Source organism: Streptomyces musisoli (assembly GCF_016741855.1).
GTDB lineage: Bacteria > Actinomycetota > Actinomycetes > Streptomycetales > Streptomycetaceae > Streptomyces > Streptomyces musisoli.
The window spans coordinates 378,038-397,561 of the sequence record NZ_JAERRH010000004.1 but is presented as its reverse complement, the minus strand read 5'-3'; the positions used below and the strand labels follow the sequence as shown (position 1 = coordinate 397,561).

The 19,524-nt window shown below is 72.7% G+C and carries 20 protein-coding genes; 11 read left to right on the top strand and 9 right to left on the bottom strand.

Features of this window, described 5'->3' with window-relative positions; genetic code table 11:
• Positions 1–49 precede the first annotated feature (49 nt).
• Complete coding sequence (leuE, locus tag JK361_RS14425; RefSeq protein ID WP_201817109.1) at positions 50–700, bottom strand: leucine efflux protein LeuE; 651 nt, start codon at positions 698–700, stop codon at positions 50–52.
• A 69-nt stretch (positions 701–769) separates the two neighbouring features.
• Positions 770–2,350: an acyl-CoA mutase large subunit family protein gene (locus JK361_RS14420; RefSeq protein WP_201817108.1), complete on the bottom strand. Its 1,581-nt coding sequence runs from the start codon at positions 2,348–2,350 to the stop codon at positions 770–772.
• 80 nt (positions 2,351–2,430) lie between these two features.
• Here JK361_RS14420 and JK361_RS14415 point away from each other — a divergent pair, with 80 nt between their 5' ends.
• Complete coding sequence (locus tag JK361_RS14415; protein ID WP_201817107.1) at positions 2,431–3,255, top strand: L,D-transpeptidase family protein; 825 nt, start codon at positions 2,431–2,433, stop codon at positions 3,253–3,255.
• 600 nt (positions 3,256–3,855) lie between these two features.
• Here JK361_RS14415 and JK361_RS14410 read toward each other — a convergent pair.
• The 7 genes from JK361_RS14410 to JK361_RS14380 form a co-directional block, all read right to left on the bottom strand.
• Positions 3,856–5,043, bottom strand: a complete 1,188-nt coding sequence (locus JK361_RS14410; protein ID WP_201817105.1) for a hypothetical protein — start codon at positions 5,041–5,043, stop codon at positions 3,856–3,858.
• A complete protein-coding gene (locus tag JK361_RS14405; protein ID WP_201817103.1) occupies positions 5,043–5,705 on the bottom strand; it encodes an RNA polymerase sigma factor in 663 nt (220 codons plus the stop codon). The genes JK361_RS14410 and JK361_RS14405 overlap by 1 nt, the downstream gene beginning before the upstream one ends.
• Positions 5,706–5,976: 271 nt before the next feature.
• Positions 5,977–6,756, bottom strand: a complete 780-nt coding sequence (locus JK361_RS14400; RefSeq protein WP_201817101.1) for a hypothetical protein — start codon at positions 6,754–6,756, stop codon at positions 5,977–5,979.
• Positions 6,757–7,110: 354 nt separating this feature from the next.
• Positions 7,111–7,752 carry an RNA polymerase sigma factor gene (locus JK361_RS14395; RefSeq protein WP_201817099.1) on the bottom strand — a complete coding sequence of 214 codons (642 nt, stop codon included), beginning with the start codon at positions 7,750–7,752 and terminating at the stop codon, positions 7,111–7,113.
• A 149-nt stretch (positions 7,753–7,901) separates the two neighbouring features.
• Complete coding sequence (locus tag JK361_RS14390) at positions 7,902–8,288, bottom strand: hypothetical protein (RefSeq protein WP_201817096.1); 387 nt, start codon at positions 8,286–8,288, stop codon at positions 7,902–7,904.
• A 157-nt stretch (positions 8,289–8,445) separates the two neighbouring features.
• Positions 8,446–9,015 carry a hypothetical protein gene (locus JK361_RS14385; RefSeq protein WP_201817090.1) on the bottom strand — a complete coding sequence of 190 codons (570 nt, stop codon included), beginning with the start codon at positions 9,013–9,015 and terminating at the stop codon, positions 8,446–8,448.
• 468 nt (positions 9,016–9,483) lie between these two features.
• Positions 9,484–11,151 carry a beta-N-acetylhexosaminidase gene (locus JK361_RS14380; protein WP_372448709.1) on the bottom strand — a complete coding sequence of 556 codons (1,668 nt, stop codon included), beginning with the start codon at positions 11,149–11,151 and terminating at the stop codon, positions 9,484–9,486.
• A gap of 154 nt (positions 11,152–11,305) precedes the next feature.
• Between JK361_RS14380 and JK361_RS14375 the strand changes: the two genes are divergently transcribed.
• The 10 genes from JK361_RS14375 to JK361_RS14330 all read left to right on the top strand — a co-directional run bounded on the left by JK361_RS14375 (position 11,306) and on the right by JK361_RS14330 (position 19,513).
• Positions 11,306–11,881, top strand: coding sequence for a 2-oxo-4-hydroxy-4-carboxy-5-ureidoimidazoline decarboxylase (locus tag JK361_RS14375; protein ID WP_201817088.1), 576 nt, complete (start codon positions 11,306–11,308; stop codon positions 11,879–11,881).
• 191 nt (positions 11,882–12,072) lie between these two features.
• Entirely contained in the window at positions 12,073–12,453 is a 381-nt protein-coding gene (gene sdhC, locus JK361_RS14370; protein WP_201817086.1) for a succinate dehydrogenase, cytochrome b556 subunit, read from the top strand.
• A 5-nt stretch (positions 12,454–12,458) separates the two neighbouring features.
• Complete coding sequence (locus tag JK361_RS14365) at positions 12,459–12,941, top strand: succinate dehydrogenase hydrophobic membrane anchor subunit (RefSeq protein ID WP_201817085.1); 483 nt, start codon at positions 12,459–12,461, stop codon at positions 12,939–12,941.
• Between the two features lie 19 nt (positions 12,942–12,960).
• Positions 12,961–14,715: a succinate dehydrogenase flavoprotein subunit gene (sdhA, locus tag JK361_RS14360; protein WP_201817084.1), complete on the top strand. Its 1,755-nt coding sequence runs from the start codon at positions 12,961–12,963 to the stop codon at positions 14,713–14,715.
• Positions 14,715–15,494 carry a succinate dehydrogenase iron-sulfur subunit gene (locus JK361_RS14355; RefSeq protein WP_201817083.1) on the top strand — a complete coding sequence of 260 codons (780 nt, stop codon included), beginning with the start codon at positions 14,715–14,717 and terminating at the stop codon, positions 15,492–15,494. Before sdhA ends, JK361_RS14355 begins: the two co-directional genes overlap by 1 nt.
• Before the next feature lie 333 nt (positions 15,495–15,827).
• Complete coding sequence (locus JK361_RS14350; protein ID WP_201817081.1) at positions 15,828–17,192, top strand: FG-GAP and VCBS repeat-containing protein; 1,365 nt, start codon at positions 15,828–15,830, stop codon at positions 17,190–17,192.
• An 89-nt stretch (positions 17,193–17,281) separates the two neighbouring features.
• Positions 17,282–17,692: a VOC family protein gene (locus JK361_RS14345; protein ID WP_201817074.1), complete on the top strand. Its 411-nt coding sequence runs from the start codon at positions 17,282–17,284 to the stop codon at positions 17,690–17,692.
• A 125-nt stretch (positions 17,693–17,817) separates the two neighbouring features.
• Complete coding sequence (locus tag JK361_RS14340; RefSeq protein WP_201817073.1) at positions 17,818–18,228, top strand: hypothetical protein; 411 nt, start codon at positions 17,818–17,820, stop codon at positions 18,226–18,228.
• Positions 18,229–18,233: 5 nt separating this feature from the next.
• On the top strand, positions 18,234–18,761 hold the full coding sequence (locus tag JK361_RS14335) for a thiol-disulfide oxidoreductase DCC family protein (protein ID WP_201817607.1): 528 nt from the start codon (positions 18,234–18,236) through the stop codon (positions 18,759–18,761).
• Positions 18,762–18,772: 11 nt separating this feature from the next.
• Entirely contained in the window at positions 18,773–19,513 is a 741-nt protein-coding gene (locus JK361_RS14330; RefSeq protein ID WP_201817072.1) for a TetR/AcrR family transcriptional regulator, read from the top strand.
• The last annotated feature ends 11 nt before the right edge of the window (positions 19,514–19,524 follow it).

The window sequence follows — 19,524 nt, the reverse complement described above, 5'->3', positions numbered from 1 at the left end:
TGCGGGGACGGGCGTCAGGGGCGTCCGGTGCCCACGGTCCGGCGAGGCGTCACGCGCCGGCCAGCGACAGCTTCACCGCGAAACCGAGGAACAGGGCACCCGCCGCCGAGGTGGCCGTCGCCGACAGCCGCCTGCGGCGCCGGAAGGCGGCGGCGAGGCGGGTGCCGCCGAATATCAGCGCGCTGAGGTAGAGGCAGCTGGCCACCTGGGCGAGGGTGCCGAGGACGACGAAGGAGAGCGCCGGGTAGGCGTAGCCCGGGTCCACGAACTGCACGAAGAAGGCGACGAAGAAGAGGATCGCCTTCGGGTTGAAGAGGCTGACGACGAAGGCACGGCGGAAGGGCCGCTCGTCGGCGGTCCGGGCGGGCGCGGCCTCCTCCAGGGCCTGCTCCCGCCGGGTCCGCCACATCTGCCACGCGGACCGCAGCATCCCGATCGCCAGCCAGGTCAGATATCCGGCACCGGCGTACTTCACGATCCCGAACAGCAGGGCGTTTCCCTGGAGCAGCGAGGCGACGCCGGCGGCGGACAGCGTCATCAGCACGGTGTCCCCGCACCACACGCCCGCGGCGGCGGTGTAACCCGCCCGCACGCCACGGCGAGCGGCCACGGAGAGGACGTAGAGGGAGTTGGGGCCGGGCAGCAGGACGATCAGGGTCAGGCCCGCGAGGTAGGTGGGGAGGTCGATCACGCCGAACATGCGAGGAGTGTCGCACGGGGGTACGACACCCGGTCCGGGGCGGGTCGGCCGGGCCGCCGGACAGGTCGTTCAGAACGCGTCGCTCGGTACGTGACTGCCCCACACGTCCCGCAGTGCCCCGCACACTTCTCCCACCGTCGCCCGTCCCCGCAGCGCCTCCTTCATCGGGTACAGGACGTTGTCCTCACCCTCCGCCGCCTTCCGCAGCGCGTCCAGCGCCGCGCGCACCGCCCCCTGGTCCCGCTGCGCCCGCAGCCGGGCCAGCCGCTCGGCCTGCCGGGCCTCGATCGCCGGGTCCACCCGGAGGGGCTCGTACGGCTCCTCCTCGTCCAGCCGGAAGCGGTTCACACCCACCACGACCCGCTCGCCCGAGTCGGTCTCCTGCGCGATGCGGTACGCGTTCCGTTCGATCTCGGACTTCTGGAAGCCCTGCTCGATCGCCGCGACCGCCCCGCCCAGGTCCTCGACCCTGCGCATCAGGCCGACGGCGGCCTCCTCCACGTCGTCCGTCATCCGCTCGACCGCGTAGGAGCCCGCGAAGGGATCCACCGTCGCCGGTACGTCCGTCTCGTGGGCGAGCACCTGCTGGGTGCGCAGCGCCAGCCGCGCGCTCTTGTCCGTCGGCAGCGCGATCGCCTCGTCGAAGGAGTTGGTGTGCAGCGACTGGGTGCCGCCGAGGACGGCCGCCAGGGCCTGGACGGCGACCCGGACCAGGTTCACCTCCGGCTGCTGGGCCGTCAGCTGGACCCCGGCCGTCTGGGTGTGGAAGCGCAGCATGAGCGACTTGGGATCGCGCGCGCCGAACTCCTCCCGCATCACCCGCGCCCAGATCCGGCGCGCCGCACGGAACTTGGCGACCTCCTCCAGCAGCGTGGTACGGGCCACGAAGAAGAAGGACAGGCGGGGGGCGAAGCCGTCGACGTCCATGCCGGCCGCCACCGCCGTGCGGACGTACTCGATGCCGTCGGCGAGGGTGAAGGCGATCTCCTGCGCGGGGGACGCGCCCGCCTCGGCCATGTGGTACCCGGAGATCGAGATCGTGTTCCACTTCGGGATCTCGGCGGTGCAGTACTTGAAGATGTCCGCCGTCAGCCGCAGCGAGGGCTTGGGCGGGAAGATGTACGTACCGCGCGCGATGTACTCCTTGAGCACGTCGTTCTGGATCGTTCCCGTCAGGCGGTCGGCCGGCACCCCCTGCTCCTCCGCCACCAGCTGGTAGAGCAGGAGCAGCAGCGCGGCCGGCGCGTTGATCGTCATGGACGTGGAGACCTGGTCCAGCGGGATGCCGTCGAACAGCAGCCGCATGTCCTCGATCGAGTCGACGGCCACGCCCACCTTGCCCACCTCGCCGTGCGCCAGGGGGGCGTCGGAGTCGTGGCCCATCTGGGTCGGCAGGTCGAAGGCGACGGACAGGCCGGTGGTGCCGTGGGCGATCAGCTGCCGGTAGCGGGCGTTGGACTCGGCCGCCGTGCCGAAGCCCGCGTACTGCCGCATGGTCCAGGGGCGGCCGGTGTACATCGTCGGGTACACCCCCCGGGTGAACGGATAGGCGCCCGGTTCGCCCAGCTTCCGGTCCGCGTCCCAGCCGGTCAGGTCGGCCGGTCCGTAGACCGGCTCGATCGGCAGGCCCGACTCCGACTCACGTGCCATGGATGCCTCCGCAGTACGACCCGTACCAACTCACCATGCCCCGTAGTTCGGCGCCGGTCACGCGGGGAAGCATCTTCGGCATGAGGATCCCGGGGACACCTGCCGCCCTGCTCGCCTCGGCCGCCGCCGCGGTCACCGCGCTCGCCGCGCTGTGCGGTTGCACCGTGCAGCCGCAGGGCGCCGACGGGAAACACCGCCTTCCGGTGCATGTCCGGCTGCCGGCCGGCGGAAGTCCCGGGCCCGCCCGGACGGCATCGGCCGCCCAGCCGGCGCCGCGGGTGCTGTGGTCGCGCGGGGACGGCGGGCCGGGGGTGCGGGAGCTTCAGGCGCGGCTGCGCCAGGTGGCCTGGCTGACCGAGGGGCCCACGGGGTCGTACGACGACCGGACCGTGCAGGCGGTCCGGGGCTTCCAGGGCAAGCGCGGGCTGCCGCGGACCGGTGCGACGGACACCGAGACCTGGCGGCGGCTGGTGGCGATGACGCGTCCGCCGGGCCGGTGGGAGCTGTATCCGACGGGCGGTCAGCCGGCCGCCGCACCGGATCCGCGCTGTCTGACCGGGCGGGTGCTGTGCATCAGCAAGACCAGCCGGACGCTGCGCTGGATGATCGACGGGCGGACCCTGTCCACGATGTCGGTGCGCTTCGGCACGGAGTACACCCCGACCCGCGAAGGTGTGTTCAGCGTCTACTGGAAGTCACGGCATCATGTGTCGACCCTCTATCACGCACCGATGCCGTACGCGATGTTCTTCAGCGGTGGCCAGGCGGTGCACTACTCGTACGACTTCGCGGCGCGCGGTTACGCGGGCGGCTCGCACGGGTGCGTGAACGTCCGGGACGAGGCGGCGGTGGCCTCGCTCTTCGCCCAGGTGCGGATCGGCGACAAGGTCGTCGTCTCCTGGTGAGAGGCGGCTGCCGGGGAGAGCGGGGCGGTGGGTTGCGTTGCGGGGCGCGGGCGGGACCGGGGGAACGTGCCCCGCCCGCGCCAGGTGCACGAGCCTTGGGTACGGGGGGAACCCCGGCTCAGTGCGACGGCCGATGACCAGTCGGCTCACTCAGTACTGCGTCACGGGCCCCGGAAACGTCACACCTCACGCCGAAAAATTTTCAACACCGTCCAAAACCACAGGTCAGGGCGGTGCGATGGGTAGATGAGGGGGCAGGCGGGGGCAGGACGATGCGGGGCGGACGGGTGATGCGGGGGCGGGGCGACGCCGAGCGGACGGGTGATGCGGGGGGGCGGGGCGACGCCGGACGGACGGGGGGGCGGGGCGACGTGGGGCGGACGGGTGATGCCGGGGCGGAGCGCGGGGGCAGACGGGTGGCGCCGGGGCGAGACGACGCCGGGGCGAGGCGACGCCGGACGGACGGGTGATGCCGGGGCGCGGGAGGCAGACGGGTGGCGCCGGGGCGAGGCGACGCCGGGGCGAGGCGACGCCGGACGGACGGGTGATGCCGGGGCGCGGGGGGCGGGCGGGTGGCGCCGGGGCGGAGCGCCGGGCAGGTCAGAGTGCCGTGTACGTGGGGCTCGGTGACGGGGTGGGACGGTTGTCGCCCGGGTGGGCGGGGTGCCGGACGTGGGCGGAGGGAGCGGGAGCGGGTGCGGCGCCGTCGCGGTGCCGGCCGTCCCAGCCGTGGTGGCCCCGGTGGCCATGGCCGTGGCCGCGGGCGTCGTCGTCCCCCCTGCCCCTGTGCCGGCCGCCGCCCTTGTCCCTGTCGCCCTTGTCCCTGTCGCCCTTGTCCCTGTCGCCCTTGTCTCTGTCGCCCTTGTCCTTGTCGCCCTTGTCGCCCTTGGACTTGCCGTCCTTGCCCGTGGGCTCGTCCCCGTCCTGCCCGTTGCCGGTGCCGCCGTTCGCGCTGCCGGAGGCGGAGCCGCCGGCGGCCAGCAGGACCTTGCAGTACCTGGTCACGCGGGCGGGACCGCCGGCGAGGTTCTCCAGGGCGCGCTTGCGGCCGGTGTCCAGGCCCTTGCCGTCCCGCAGGGCACGGCAGGCCGCTGCGACGCCGTGCCAACCGGTGCCGGACGTCGCGGAGGGGGCACCGAAGCCGGGAGCACCGCCCCGGTCCTTGTCGTCGCCCTTCCCCGCGGCCTCGTCGGAACCGGCGCCGCGGCTCCCCTCCGCACGCCCGGTCGGGGCGCCCGTGCCGGCCTCCCCGCCGGGCGTGACCGGCGAGGAGGGCGAGGTGAGCGGCGGCCCGGTGGTCGTACCGGCGGTGACGGAGGCGCCGGGGCGGGGATGCTCGTCGCCGAACGGCGTGGGCAGCACTCCGCCGCCGGCGGCCATGGCGACCCCGCCGAGCGTGCCGACGGCCAGCGCGGCGGCGAGCGCCAGACGCACCGGCCGGGCCCGGCGGCGGCGCCCGGCCGGGATTCCGGTACGGACCGGGGCGCCGATGCGGACCAGGCCCGCGTCGGCGCCCGGTACGGAGGGGCGGTTGGCGGCGGGGGCGTGGGCGGCCGCGGTCCGCTCCGCCTCGGCGGCCTCACGGGCCTTGCGGAACGCGGCCAGCGCGGCCTGCTCGCCGGGGAGTTCACCGGATGCGGGTGCCGCCTCGGCGGACAGCGCACCGAGCGCCTGGGAAAGGCGTTCGGCCTGGTCACGGGTAGAGGCGTCGACGGCTTCCAGTGGCTCACCGCGCAGTAGGCGTTCCGCCGTCTCCCGGTTCAGCCACTTGTACTGCTCGTCGGCCATCACATGTCCTTCTGCGTCCGCGCACGCGTATGCGTCACAGTTGCGGACGTCACCGCGCCGCGGCGCGGTTCTCGCTGTGGCGGGAGCGCGTCGAGTCCGCCCGCCGATTCCGGATCCGCGCCGATCAGCTCCGCGAGCCGTTTCAGTCCGCGGTGCGCGGCGGTACGGACGGCACCCGCGCGTTTGCCGAGGGTCTCGGCGGCGGTCTTGGCGTCCAGGCCCACGACCACGCGCAGGACGACCGCCTCGGCCTGGTCCTGCGGGAGCCGGGCGATCAGGGAGAGGGTGCTGTCGGTGGCCAGGGCCTCGATGGCCTCGCCGGCCGTGTCGGACTCGGCGGCCCTGCCGGTCAGCTCCGTCTCGTCGCCGCCTATGGCGGGACGGCGGCCGCGCATGCGTATGTGGTCCAGGGCGCGGTTGCGGGCTATCCGGGCGGCCCAGCCGCGGAACCGGTCGGCGTCACCGCTGAACCGGTCGAGGTCCCGGGCGATCTGGAGCCAGGCCTCGGACGCGACGTCCTCGGCGTCCGGATCGCCGACCAGTGTGCGCACGTATCCGAGCAGCCTCGGCTGCACGGCGCGGTACACCGTACGGAACGCGGTCTCGTCCCCGTCCTGTGCCGCACGCACCGCGGCGGTCAGCTCCGCGTCGTCCCCCAGCACCGTACTCCCTTTACGCCTGTCTTCGGTCGGCGCGAAAGGCACGTTACGGCGTTAAACCGCTGCTCGTCCATGTCTGTAGAAGATGCAACTAACTCGTGACCGGGTTCTGATGTGCGCAGGGTGAGGTTTCGGCGTGGCCGGGTGTGACAGAAACCGCACTCACGGCGCTGAAGAAAGTACGGGCCGTGCGCGGCCCGTCCGCGCGACGGCCGGGGCCTCTCCTGTGGGGGGTGGCGGCCCCGGCCGTTGCCTCGGCGAAGCCGGAGGGCGGCTACCGCTTGCCGCCGGCCGCCTTCCCGCCGCCCGGCTTCCCCGGGCTTCCGCCCTTGTTCTCACCCTTGCCGGTGTTGCCGGGATCATCCGCCTTGTCGGCGTTGTGTGCCTGTGCTTGCGCCACTTGGGCGGCGCAGTAGGCCGCGACCTTCTCCCGGCCGCCCGCCGCGGTGACGAGCCGCTGCCAGGCCGTCGCCTCCAGGGCGCCGCCCCGTTCCCCGGCCCGGACGAAGGTACGGCAGTGGGCCAGGGTGTCCCGGGCGGTGGCCGGGTGCGCGGGGTGCCCGGCCGGTCCGGTGTCCGACGGATCGGCCGTCGGGCCGTCGGTCGCGGTGCCGGCCGCCGGCCGGCCCGGGGCGGGCGCGGCGCTCGCCGGCGGCACCGCGGGCCGGCGCGCGGCGGGGCGGTCGCCGTCCGTGCCGGAACCGGCGGTGCCGATCGCCGCGACGGCGACCCCGCCGACGGTGAGGCTCGCGAGCGCCAGCGAGAGGGTGGTCCGCAGCGAGCGTCGGCCGCGGCGCGGCCGCCCGGGCCGCCAGTCGTCCCGGGCGCGGGACCGCGCGCCGTGCGTGCCTGCGGCGCGGGCGGCCCGGAAGGCGGCCACGGCGCGGCGCTCGGCGTCGGGGTCGACGTCCTCGGCGCGCAGCGCGGCGCCGAACAGTGTCTCCAGCCCGGCGAACCCGCCGGAGGGGTCGGCCGGCTCGGGGGCGGCGACGGTGCCGCCGGGGTGTGCGCACCGGCAGCCGGGCGGCCCTTCCCCGCAGTGCCGTTCACCCATGTCCGTTCCCGTCCTCGTCCGGTCCACCCGGAAACCCGTACACCGATTCCCACACGCGCCCCGCACGGCCGCACCCTCGCGCACCCGCGCCGGCACGACCGGCGATCACCGTGACCGCACCGGCACACCCGCCGACCGCCACCGCCACCGCCTCACCCGCACACCCGCCGACCGACACGCCCTCACCCACACGCCCGCGGGCCGCACCGGACGCGCACGCGCAAGGCGTCGGGGGCGGGTGCCCGGAGCCGTCGGCGGCCGCCGTGGTCCCGTACGTCCCGGAGGCCGGCGTGCCGCGCGTCCTCGCGGCCGGGGCGCCGGCCGCCTCTACATACGTCCCGCGCCCGCTGCCGTTCATCTCGACTCACCCAGCGTCGGGGGATCGCCATCCGTCACACCGCCGGCTTTCCCGCCCGCCGGGCCGTGGGTGCCCAGTTGGCGGGCCAGGCGGCGCAGCCCCCGGTACGCGGCCGTGCGGACGGCGCCGGGGCGCTTGCCGAGGACGCGCGCGGCGGCCGGGCCGTCGAGGCCGACGACCACCCGCAGCAGCACCGCCTCGGCCTGGTCCCGGGGCAGCCCGCGCACCAGCTCCAGCGCGCGTTCCGTGGACAGCGACTCCAGGGCCTGGTCGTGGGTGCTGTGCCGGCCGGGCAGCTCCAGGGCGTCCTGTTCGAGCTGCGCCGCCCGCGGCCGCACCCGCTGCCGGCGCAAGTGGTCCAGCGCGCGGTGCCGGGCGATGGTCGCGGTCCAGCCGCGGAAGCCCGCGCCGTCGCCCCGGAACCGGCCGAGGTCCCGGGCGATCTCCAGCCAGGCGTCGGAGGCGACGTCCTCCGCGTCCTCGCCGACCAGGCCCCGCAGATAACCCAGCAGGCCGGGCTGCACGATCCGGTAGGCCACCGCGAAGGCGGTCTCGTCACCCTCCTGGGCCCGCGCGACCGCCGCGCCCAGCTCCCCGTCCCGCGGCTGCGGGCGGCGGGGTTCCCCTCCCTGGCCCAAGACCGTCCTCGTTCGTGCCGAGTTCCTGGCCACTGCGTGGCGTTCCCCTCGCGGCGCGACACGCTCCGCCCGTGTCCGTCGCCCTCCAGGATCATCAGCGTCGGCCCCGACGGAAGTGTCACAGCCGGGCGGCTCCCGGCCGGGTCCGGTCAGCGGGATGCGGTCGCGTCCCGGCACAGCAGCCGGAGCGAGCCGTGGCCGCCGTAGCAGCGGCGGGCCTCCTCGACCGGGTCCCACAGCCGGCCGTCGGGGGTGCGCACCCAGTGCTCGCCGCCGGTCGCCCACCACTCGGCGCCGGTCTGCCGGACGATCACCTCGCCGGCGTAGGCGCCGAAGCCGCGCAGCACGCTCTCGACGGCCGCGTACGGCGGTCCCTCACGGCGTATCTCCTCGATCATCCGGTCCACCCGCCACAGGCTCTGCGCCGAGTAGTCGAGCCGCACCCGCGCACCCTCGCGCATCGTCGCCACCGCGTCTGCCGCCCACCGGACGGGCTTCGCCGCGGCGTGCGGCCTGGCGTCCTGCCGTGCTGTCACGGACCGGGCTGTCACATGAGCTGTCACTTGGGCTGTCACATAGGGAAGAGCGAGCCGGCACGAGGTTCCGTCACCGGGTTTCGAAACGTTTCTCCGACGTTTCGCCAACCGTCGCAGGACCGCCCCACGTCCGCCGCAGGAAGGTCACAGCTTCCCCTCACGCCCCGGGTTCCGCGGCACTGCGCGCCCGGCGCGAGACCACCGCCCGCAGCACCCGGCGCCCCTCCACCGACACCTCCAGCGCCCCGCGCAGCCCCTGGGCGCCGTGACCCGCGAGGAGTTCCAGGACCGCGGCCTGCCGGCGCAGCTCGGCGGTGACGAGCGGGGGCAGGTCCGCCGAGTCCCCGGCCCGCCCGGCGTCCAGGCCGTCCGGGGCCGGGGTGCCGTCGGCGGCCGGGTCGAGCAGCCCGTGGATGCACAGGGAGGCGACCGAGCAGGCGTCCGCCCAGGGCCGTACCGCGTCGGCGGTGCGCTCGGCCGGGGTCGACTCCAGCATCCGGCGGGCGAGCCGGGCGGCCTCGTCGCCGGCGGGTCCGGCGGAGCCGACCGCGCCCTGGGCCCGTGCCAGGCCGTCGGTCCAGTCGGAGTCGTCGGCGAGGCTCGCCCACAGGGGGCGCAGCAGGTCGTCGTCGCCGCCGAGCAGCGGCAGACACCGATCCAAACAAGCCAAGCCGCTGGCGGCCAGTCCGCGTTCGTCGGCCTGTGCGATCAGGTCCACCAGGCTCATGAATGCCTCCCTCGCCAGGGCGCCGACCGGTACGGAGCCCGCACTTCCCCTTACTGCGTGCGACGGCGCGGGAGTGTCACAGCCACGAGTTTTCAGCCAGGGAGCGGTGCCGGCAGTTCACCGGAGAGGACCTTGCGTTCCCGCATACGGGTCAGGCGGACGACTACCGCGACGGCGAGGACGGCCGCCGCGATCTCCGAGCGCGTCGGCGAACGGCATCGCCTTCGCGGCAGGCGAAGGCGCCGGTGGCGGCGACGAGCCCGAGCAGGACGGCGGTGGCCCGGGCGAGGCCGGACGGTGAGCGCAACCGGGGGCCGGGCGGGGCGGCGTGCGGCGGCGCGGGCACGGGTGCGGTCATGGAGCGGTCCCCCGGAGAACACGAGAGCTGAGAGGGCGCGCGGCTCTCCCCGAGCCCGCGCGCGAGCACCCGAACATACGGTCGGACGCCGCCGTGCGGCCATCCGGTTCTCAGCCCAGCCGGTTCGCCAGCGCCTTGAAGTCGGCCCAGGACAGTGCGGGCCTGCCCGGGTCCCACAGCTTCTGCACGGTGGCCCGCAGCGGCATCCGTACGCCGGCGGCGACCTGCTCCTGGGTCTGCGCGTCGGGGAAGTCGCCCCACACCGCGAACGTCCCGCCGAGGATCTGCCCGTCGTAGCGCGCCGGTACGGCGGTCGTGCCGCGCACCACCCGAGGACTCCACTGTTCGTAGATGCGCTGCCCCGTCGGGTACACGAACGTCTGCGGCTGCCCGAGGACGTAGTAGAGGAACTCGTCGTTGTAGTTGACGAGCTTCCGCCCGGCGCTCAGGTACTCGGCCGGCTGCCGGGCGCCGATCTCCTTGCCGGTCCAGTAGGCGGCCCGGAGGTCCTTGGCGGGCTGCACGGAGGTGCCCCGGAGGAAGCCGTCGTTCCACGCCCGCATCGTCCGGTCGTGGGCGCGGACGGTGGCGGCGCGGTCGTTCAGCCAGCCGGTGGCCAGGTCGGCGACGGTGCCGCCGGAGCCGTACTTCTGCCGGGCGGCGGCGGCCAGCTGCGGATAGGACGCCTCGGGGGACTTCACCGTCAGCGCCTGGTACTCGTCGCCGCCGAGGTGCCACTGGCTTCCGGTGAACAGCCCGGCGTACTCGTTCAGCAGATCGTCGACGATCTTCGCGGAGCCGGGCTTGGAGATGTCGATCGCGCCCCTGGTCGCCACCCCGCCCACGTTGCGCAGCTTCAGGTCGGGATGGGCGGCGAGGACCGCGCCCAGGTGCCCGGGCGAGTCGATCTCGGGGACGACGGTGATGTGCCGGCTGTTCGCCAGGTCCACGATCCGCTTGACCTGCGCCTTGGTCAGGTGGACCGGGGAGACGATCTCGGGGTGGGTGCTGGACTCGATCCGGAACGCCTGGTCGTCGGAGAAGTGCAGGCCCAGCTCGTTGAACTTCAGGTCGCCCAGCTCGCGTATCCGGTCCTCGATCCACGCCTCGCTGTACGGCTTGCGCGCGATGTCCAGCATGAACCCGCGCACCGGCTTGGCCGGCTCGTCCCGTACGACCCCCTCCGGGGCGCTGCCGGCGCCGCGGATCTCCTGCTTCAGGGTGCGGGTGCCGTAGAAGACGCCCGCCTCGCCGGGCCCGCTGATGTCGACCCGTCCGTCCCGGACGGTCATCGTGTACGACTCCCGGTCGCCGCCCCCGCCGCCGAGCGCGAGCCGCACGTCGCCCGGGCGCGTGTCGCTCTTCTCCCCCGCGTAGGTCAGCCCCAGCTCTCCCGCTATCAGCCGCCCCTCGTCGGCCAGCGCCGCGTCGCTCACCACCACCCGCTCGCCGCCGCGCGGCTGCCAGCCGGGCCCGCGCGCCGGGGTGTGGGAGCGCACCGCGGGTATCGTGCGCGGCGTCCGGGACAAGGGGTAGGACCGGCTCGGGCTGGGGTTCGCCGACGGTGTGCCCGCGGTCGCCGGGTCGTCGCCGGTGCCGGAGAACCGGCCGGACGACGACTGCCGCGCGCCGCCCCCGGACGTCCCGTCGTCCCCGTCCGACGAGGCCCACACGCCGACACCCGTGCCGAGCGCGACCGTCCCGACGAACGCGGCGGCCACCACCGCCCGTTTCCTTGCCACCTGGCGCGCCGAACGCCGGCGCCTGTGCTGGATCACCCTGCCAACGTACGACCGCTCCCGGACCCAGCGGTCACCTGAGTGACCCGAAACTCTCCCGTTCGGGTGAAATTCAGCTATCCCTCGGACACAGCATGAACACTCTCGATAACCTGACGACACACCTTTCACAGCATCCCCTGCCACACCACATGTGACGCGAGGACCTACGCTGCCCGCCCACCACCTGCCGTATCTCCCCAAGCCTCTCGACGCCTTCAACACGGCTCCCGCGGACGAGGCGCGCGCCCTTCTCCTGCACTGCCTGCACAGCCCGCGCTGGTCCGACCGGATCGCCGACCACCGCCCCTACCCCGACCCGGAGTCCCTGCTGGCGGCGGCGGACGAGGCGGCGTACGACCTCTCACCGGCCGATCTGGCGGAGGCCCTGGCGGGCGAGCCCCTGCCCGAGCTGCCCGAGGACACGTACTCCGCGGCCCACACGGCCCTGAGCGCGGCGCACGCCGCGTACGAAGCGCGCTTCGGGCACGCGTTCGTCATCTATCTGGGCGATGTGCCCCCGGGCGAGGTCATCGACCGCATTCTCGAAGCGATCCGGTCACGATTGGCGAACGATCCGGAGGAGGAGCGGGTGACAGCGGCGGAGGAACTGCGCCGTCTGGCACGCGGGCGTCTCCTGGTCCAGCTGAGGGGCGCGAGGCCGGCTTCGCTCTGCGGCTGCCGCCACACGGGCGCGACCAGCCACAATGCACCCGCAACCGGTAGATAACGGGGCACTCCACCCCGGTGGCCGCTCCGGCTAGCCCAACCGCGTGCCACTTTGATCACACAGGTAGGCCCCCCGTAAAGCAGGACGCGGCGCCTCGCTACGATGCAGAGGGCCGGTGGACCGTACCCGGCCGGGCCCGACCGACAGTGAAGCCGGCGCGGCCCTAGTCCCCGCTCCCGGAGGGTTCTTCCGTGCCGGCTGGAACGCTGTACCGCGGCCGGGAAGGAATGTGGTCCTGGGTGGCTCACCGAGTCACCGGCGTCCTCATCTTCTTCTTCCTGTTCGTTCACGTGCTGGACACCGCTCTCGTGCGTGTCTCCCCCGAGGACTACGACAAGGTCGTAGCCACGTACAAGACGCCGATCGTCGCGCTGCTGGAGTACGGCCTCGTCGCCGCCATCCTCTTCCACGCGCTCAACGGCCTGCGCGTCATCGCCGTCGACTTCTGGTCGAAGGGCCCGCGCTACCAGAAGCAGATGTTCTGGGTCGTCGGTGTCGTCTGGGTCGTGCTGATGCTCGGCTCCGTCTACTCGGTACTGGGCCACGCCTTCCGTGCCCTCTTTGGGAGCTGACGCCGATGTCTACGACTGAAACCCCCGCGTCCGGAGTCGGCCCCGTCGAGGGCGCCCCCGTCTACACCGTCGACAACCCGGCCCCGCTGATCGAGGCCCCGCGCAAGCGCACCAAGAAGACCCCGAAGTCGACCCGGGGCAACTTCGAGATGGCCGCGTGGCTGTTCATGCGCCTGTCCGGCATCGTGCTGGTCGTCCTCGTCCTCGGCCACCTGCTGATCCAGCTCTTCCTGGACGGCGGCGTCTCCAAGATCGGCTTCGCCTTCGTGGCCGGCCGCTGGGCGTCCCCGTTCTGGCAGGTCTGGGACCTGGTGATGCTGTGGCTGGCGATGCTGCACGGGTCCAACGGCCTGCGCACGATCATCAACGACTACGCGGAGCGCCCGGCCAGCCGCATGTGGCTGAAGGCGCTGCTCTACACCGCCACGGTGTTCACCATCCTGCTGGGCACGCTGGTGATCTTCACCTTCGACCCGAACATCCGCTAGGCACGGGGCTGCGAGAATCATGAAGATCCACAAGTACGACACCGTCATCGTCGGCGCCGGCGGCGCGGGCATGCGCGCGGCCATCGAGTCGACGAAGCGCAGCCGCACCGCGGTGCTGACCAAGCTCTACCCCACCCGCTCCCACACGGGCGCCGCGCAGGGCGGCATGGCCGCCGCGCTGGCCAACGTGGAGGAGGACAACTGGGAGTGGCACACCTTCGACACGGTCAAGGGCGGTGACTACCTGGTCGACCAGGACGCCGCCGAGATCCTGGCGAAGGAGGCCATCGACGCCGTCCTCGACCTGGAGAAGATGGGTCTGCCGTTCAACCGGACCCCGAACGGCACCATCGACCAGCGCCGCTTCGGCGGTCACAGCCGCAACCACGGCGAGGCCCCGGTCCGCCGGGCCTGCTACGCCGCGGACCGCACCGGCCACATGATCCTCCAGACGCTGTACCAGAACTGCGTCAAGGAGGGCGTGGAGTTCTTCAACGAGTTCTACGTCCTGGACCAGCTGATCACCGAGGTCGACGGCGTCAAGAAGTCGGCCGGTGTCGTCGCCTACGAGCTGGCGACCGGCGAGATCCACATCTTCCAGGCGAAGGCCGTCATCTACGCCTCCGGCGGCTGCGGCAAGTTCTTCAGGGTGACCTCCAACGCGCACACCCTCACCGGTGACGGCCAGGCCGCCGTCTACCGCCGGGGCCTGCCGCTGGAGGACATGGAGTTCTTCCAGTTCCACCCGACCGGCATCTGGCGCATGGGCATCCTGCTCACCGAGGGCGCGCGTGGTGAGGGCGGCATCCTGCGCAACAAGGACGGCGAGCGCTTCATGGAGAAGTACGCTCCCGTCATGAAGGACCTGGCGTCCCGTGACGTCGTGTCCCGCTCCATCTACACGGAGATCCGCGAGGGCCGGGGCTGCGGTCCCGAGGGCGACCACGTCTACCTGGACCTCACCCACCTCCCGCCGGAGCAGCTGGACGCCAAGCTCCCGGACATCACCGAGTTCGCGCGGACCTACCTCGGTATCGAGCCGTACACGGACCCGATCCCGATCCAGCCGACCGCGCACTACGCGATGGGCGGCATCCCGACGAACGTCGAGGGTGAGGTCCTGGCGGACAACACCACGGTCGTCCCGGGTCTGTACGCGGCCGGCGAGGTCGCCTGTGTCTCCGTGCACGGCGCCAACCGCCTGGGCACCAACTCGCTGCTGGACATCAACGTGTTCGGCCGCCGCGCGGGCATCGCCGCCGCCGAGTACTCCGCGAAGACCGACTTCGTCGAGCTCCCGGAGAACCCGGAGACCCTGGTCGTCGAGCAGATCGAGCGGCTGCGCAACTCCACCGGCAACGAGCGGGTGGCGACCCTGCGGCGTGAGCTGCAGGAGACCATGGACGCCAACGTCATGGTGTTCCGCACCGAGCAGACGATCAAGACGGCCGTCGAGAAGATCGCCGAGCTGCGCGAGCGGTACAAGAACGTGGCGATCCAGGACAAGGGCAAGCGGTTCAACACGGACCTCCTCGAGGCGATCGAGCTGGGCAACCTGCTCGACCTGGCCGAGGTCATGGCCGTCTCGGCCCTGGCCCGCAAGGAGTCCCGCGGCGGTCACTACCGCGAGGACTACCCGAACCGCGACGACGTCAACTTCATGCGCCACACCATGGCGTACCGCGAGGTCGGCGCCGACGGCTCGGAAACCGTCCGTCTCGACTACAAGCCGGTCGTCCAGACCCGCTACCAGCCGATGGAGCGTAAGTACTGATGGCTACCCCTGTTCTGGACAAGGCGGACGCGGCCGGCCAGCCCGAGCCCGGCTTCGCCGACTCCCCCTACATCACGGTCACCTTCCGGGTCCGCCGGTTCAACCCGGAGGTCTCGGCGGAGGCGACCTGGGAAGACTTCCAGCTGGAGATCGACCCGAAGGAGCGTGTCCTCGACGGCCTCCACAAGATCAAGTGGGACCTCGACGGCACCCTCACCTTCCGCCGGTCGTGCGCGCACGGCATCTGCGGCTCGGACGCGATGCGGATCAACGGCAGGAACCGCCTTGCCTGCAAGACGCTGATCAAGGACATCAACCCCGAGAAGCCGATCACGGTCGAGCCCATCAAGGGCCTCACGGTCCTGAAGGACCTGGTCGTGGACATGGAGCCGTTCTTCCAGGCGTACCGGGACGTCATGCCGTTCCTGGTCACCAAGGAGACGAACGAGCCGACGCGCGAGCGGCTGCAGTCCGTCGAGGACCGCGCGCGGTTCGACGACACCACCAAGTGCATCCTGTGCGCCGCGTGCACGTCGTCCTGCCCGGTGTTCTGGAACGACGGCCAGTACTTCGGTCCGGCCGCGATCGTGAACGCCCACCGCTTCATCTTCGACTCGCGTGACGAGGCGGGCGAGCAGCGGCTGGAGATCCTCAACGACCGCGACGGCGTGTGGCGTTGCCGCACGACCTTCAACTGCACGGACGCCTGCCCGCGCGGTATCGAGGTCACGAAGGCGATCCAGGAGGTCAAGCGCGCGCTGATCACGCGTCGCTACTGATCGCCGTACGCCGACGGCCACTCGGGCCCCGCCCCCGGTCACGCACCGGGGACGGGGCCTTCGGTCGTCTTCGCCGTTGCGCCGGTCACCGCCGGGTGTACCGGGCCACCGTGTATGCGGTGGGGCAGTCCGACAGCACTGCCCGCGATCTGTACGACCGGGCGCGGACGGTCGCGTCGTCGTCGGTGGTCACCTGATCCCGTCACACCTCGCCCTCGCGTGGCGCCGCCGGCGACTCGGCCCCGTCTCTGGACGCGGGTCACAGCGGCGGCCTTCGCCGTACAACCGTGCGGGCCTCCTGAGTGTCTTCCGGGTACGCGATCAAGGAGATACATGCGCACCCACAGATTCCCCGCCGTGGCGACGGCCACGGCGCTGGCCCTCACCGGTGGACTGGTGGCCCTGACGGCCGGGACGGCGAACGCGGCCCCCGCCAAGTACGCCGACGACTTCAACGGCGACGGCTACCGGGACTACGCCTCCGGCTGGGGCGGCGAGGTCACCGTCACCTACGGCACGGCGACCGGGCCGGGACCGAAGACGGTCCGGTTCACCCAGGACAGTCCCAACATCCCGGGCAAGGCCGGTGACGCCGGCGGCTACGCCGACACCTTCGGCGACCAGGTCGCGAACGCCGACCTCAACCGGGACGGGTACGCCGACCTCGCCGTCGCCGACCGCACCGAGAAGGTCGGTACGAAGACCGGGGCGGGCGCGGTCACCATCCTGTGGGGCGCCAGGACGGGCCTCGGCGCGAAGGCCACGCGGATCCCGGCCAAGTCCGGCACGGCGTTCGGTGCGGCCCTCGCCGCCGGCGACTTCAACGGCGACGGCAAGCCGGACCTGGCCGTCACCGATGTCGCGGGCACCCTCTTCGTCTACCGGGGCGGCTTCTCCACGACCGGTACGACGGGCGGCGTCAGCAGGCTGGAGGTCAGCCCCAGCGGCGCCCACGTGCTGGAGCCGAGCGCGATCGTCGCGGGCAAGGTCACCAAGGACAACGCCACCGACCTGTACGTGGTCGGTCAGGGCTACGAGAACGACAAGATGGTCCAGGCCGCGTGGTTCGTACAGGGCGGCTCCACCGTCAAGCGCGGCAAGTACACGACCTACAACGCCTCGCAGGTGGACTTCAGCGCGACCGGCGTGATCGCCGACTTCGACAAGAACGGCTACGGCGACCTCGCCGTCAGCGACAAGCCGTACAACAAGGGCGCGGGCTCCGTGGTGGTGCTGCGCGGCGGCGCGAGCGGCCCGACCACCTCCTACCGGCTGACCCAGTCCACCTCCGGAGTGGCGACGGCAGCCACGCGGAACGACGGGTTCGGCTACGCCCTCTCCGCCGGCGACACCAACCGCGACGGCTACCCGGACCTCGCGGTCGGCGTGCCCGAGGAGGAGTCCGGCCCGGTCCCGAACGCGGGCGGTGTGCACGTCCTGCGGGGCGGCAGGAGCGGCCTGACCGGCACCGGCTCCCAGTGGTTCACCCGTGCCACGGCGGGCGTGCCGGGCAGCCCGACCGATTCCGAGATGCTCGGGCTGTTCGTCCGCCTGCGCGACTTCGACCGCGACGGCGACGCGGACCTGCTGGTCTCGGGCGACCTCTACCACAAGGGCGTGCTGCTGCGGGGGACCGCCTCGGGCATCACCACCAGCCACGCGGCGGAGACCGCCCTGGACCCGAATTTCCCGCAGTGACCCGCTGACGGGACCGCGAAGGAGCCCCACCGGAGTCCGCTCCGGTGGGGCTCCTCGCTTCCCGGGACCACTGCTCCTAATCTGACTACATGTCAGACGAAGAGTCGTACGAACTGCTCGGTTTCGACAACGTGCTGCTCCCCGTCGGCGACCTCGGCGAGGCGGTCGCCTTCTACGAGCGGGCCGGGTTCGCCGTGGCCTTCCGGTTCGACGAGGCCGGGATCGCACTGCTGAAGGTCGGCGCGGAGACGCCGGGCATCCTGCTGCGGGCCGAGGAGGAGCTGCGGCACCGGACGCCGCCCTGGCCCGCGCCGCGCGTCTGGCTGGAGGTGCCGGACGCGCGGGCGGCGGCGCGGGAGCTGGCCGCCGCCGGAATCGAGCCCCTGGACGAACTCTCCCAGGCGGTCACCGGCTGGACCGTGGAGATCGCCGACCCCTGGGGGAACGTCCTGGGCTTCACGGATTACACCAAACGCCCGGCGCTGGGCCGCCGGGGCTGACCCCCTCCGACTCCGCCCGGCACCGGGCCGCGGAGGCCGCCCCCGCAACCCGGTTGAACGCGTTCAAAAACAGGTCTACAGTCAGTCGTGCCAGCGTTTTGAACGCGTTCAAGAAGGGGTGGGGCATGGACCGCACCGTCATCGCCTACGTCATCTACCTGGTCGTCAGCATCGGGCTGACCGTCTGGGTGGCCCGCACGCTCAGCCGCAACGGCCGGGTCTTCCTCGCCGACGTGCTGCGCGGGAACGAAAAGCTCGCGGACGCCGTCAACCACCTCCTGGTCGTCGGCTTCTACCTCGTCAACCTCGGATTCGTGGCGCTGTACCTGAGCGGCGACGACACGATCGAGGACACCCGCGGCGTCTTCGAGGCCCTGTCGACCAAGCTGGGCGTGGTCCTGCTGGTGCTCGGCGTGATGCACCTGGGCAACGTGTACGTGCTCAACCGGATCCGCCGGCGCGGGGTGCTGGAGCGGGAGCAGCTCCCCCCGGTCGGGCCGCAGGAGTGGATCGCGCCCCCGACGGCCGGGGCGTGACCGGCATGACCGCCGTGACCACCGAGGGCCGGGGTGCCACGGGCGCCCCGGTCCGCGGGCTGACCGTCCTCTACGACGCCCAGTGCGCCCTGTGCACGCACCTGCGCCACTGGCTGGCGCGCCAGTCCCAGCTGGTGCCGCTGGAACTGCTGCCGGCCGGCTCGGCCGGGGCACACGCCCGCTTCCCCGGGCTCGACCACGCCCGCACCCTCGAGGAGATCACCGTCGTCGGCGACTCGGGGCAGGTCTACCGGGGCTCGCGCGCCTGGATCGTCGTCCTGTGGGCCCTGCGCGAGCACCGCCCGCTCGCCCACCGGCTCGCCACCCCGGCCGGCGCGAAGCTGGCCCGCGGGGCGGTGCTCGCCGCGGCGAAGTGGCGCGAGGCGCAGCGGCCGGCCGGACAGGCGCACCCTCAGGGCGCGCGGTGGGGAGGACAGGCGTACCGGCGGGCCGACGGCTGGTCGTACCACCCGGGGACGGGCTGGACCTACGAGCCGCCGTCCTGTTCCGGAGGCGCCCCCGCCACTCGTTAGGCTCTTCTACCGTGCCCGCGAAGAACGACGGCCCCGAGGCGGCCGGCCCCCAGAGCAGCAAGTCCGAGCAGACCCGCGCGCTGATCCTGGAGACCGCGATGCGGTTGTTCCAGGAGCGCGGGTACGACAAGACGACGATGCGGGCCATCGCCCAGGAGGCCGGGGTCTCCGTCGGCAACGCCTACTACTACTTCGAGGGCAAGGAGCACCTGATCCAGGGCTTCTACGACCGGATCGCCGCCGATCACCAGGCGGCGGTCCGCGAGGTCCTGGACCGGGAGACCGACCTGGAGGCGCGGCTCGCGGGCGTGCTGACCGCCTGGCTGGACATCGCCCGGCCCTACCACGAGTTCGCGGTCCAGTTCTTCAAGAACGCCGCCGACCCGGACAGCCCGCTCAGCCCCTTCTCCCCGGAGAGCGAGCACGCCCGCGAACAGGCCGTCAGCGTGCACCGCGAGGTGCTGGCCGGCTCCAGGTCCAAGGTGGCGCCCGAGCTGCGGGACGTCCTGCCGGAGCTGATGTGGCTCTCCCAGATGGGCCTGGTGCTGTACTGGATCTTCGACCGCACCGAGGGGCGGGAGCGCAGCTACCGTCTGGCCCGGCGGGGGGCCCGCCTCACCGCCCGCGGCGTCTCCCTGGCCCGGTTCCGCGTGCTGCGGCCACTGGTCCTGGAGATCCACGAGCTGTTCACGGACTTCCTGCCGGGGATGACGAAGGCGCTGCCGGACCCGGGCCGCAGGCGGGACGGGTGACCGCCGGCGGA

Coding starts and splice junctions, on each gene's coding strand:
- JK361_RS14335 (WP_201817607.1), top strand. CDS start 18,234: ATGACCGCCGTGACCACCGAGGGCCGGGGTGCCACGGGCGCCCCGGTC.
- JK361_RS14340 (WP_201817073.1), top strand. CDS start 17,818: ATGGACCGCACCGTCATCGCCTACGTCATCTACCTGGTCGTCAGCATC.
- JK361_RS14410 (WP_201817105.1), bottom strand. CDS start 5,043: ATGGCCGACGAGCAGTACAAGTGGCTGAACCGGGAGACGGCGGAACGC.
- JK361_RS14385 (WP_201817090.1), bottom strand. CDS start 9,015: ATGAGCCTGGTGGACCTGATCGCACAGGCCGACGAACGCGGACTGGCC.
- JK361_RS14420 (WP_201817108.1), bottom strand. CDS start 2,350: ATGGCACGTGAGTCGGAGTCGGGCCTGCCGATCGAGCCGGTCTACGGA.
- leuE (WP_201817109.1), bottom strand. CDS start 700: ATGTTCGGCGTGATCGACCTCCCCACCTACCTCGCGGGCCTGACCCTG.
- JK361_RS14345 (WP_201817074.1), top strand. CDS start 17,282: ATGTCAGACGAAGAGTCGTACGAACTGCTCGGTTTCGACAACGTGCTG.
- JK361_RS14415 (WP_201817107.1), top strand. CDS start 2,431: ATGAGGATCCCGGGGACACCTGCCGCCCTGCTCGCCTCGGCCGCCGCC.
- JK361_RS14355 (WP_201817083.1), top strand. CDS start 14,715: ATGGCTACCCCTGTTCTGGACAAGGCGGACGCGGCCGGCCAGCCCGAG.
- JK361_RS14400 (WP_201817101.1), bottom strand. CDS start 6,756: ATGGGTGAACGGCACTGCGGGGAAGGGCCGCCCGGCTGCCGGTGCGCA.
- JK361_RS14365 (WP_201817085.1), top strand. CDS start 12,459: ATGTCTACGACTGAAACCCCCGCGTCCGGAGTCGGCCCCGTCGAGGGC.
- JK361_RS14350 (WP_201817081.1), top strand. CDS start 15,828: ATGCGCACCCACAGATTCCCCGCCGTGGCGACGGCCACGGCGCTGGCC.
- sdhA (WP_201817084.1), top strand. CDS start 12,961: ATGAAGATCCACAAGTACGACACCGTCATCGTCGGCGCCGGCGGCGCG.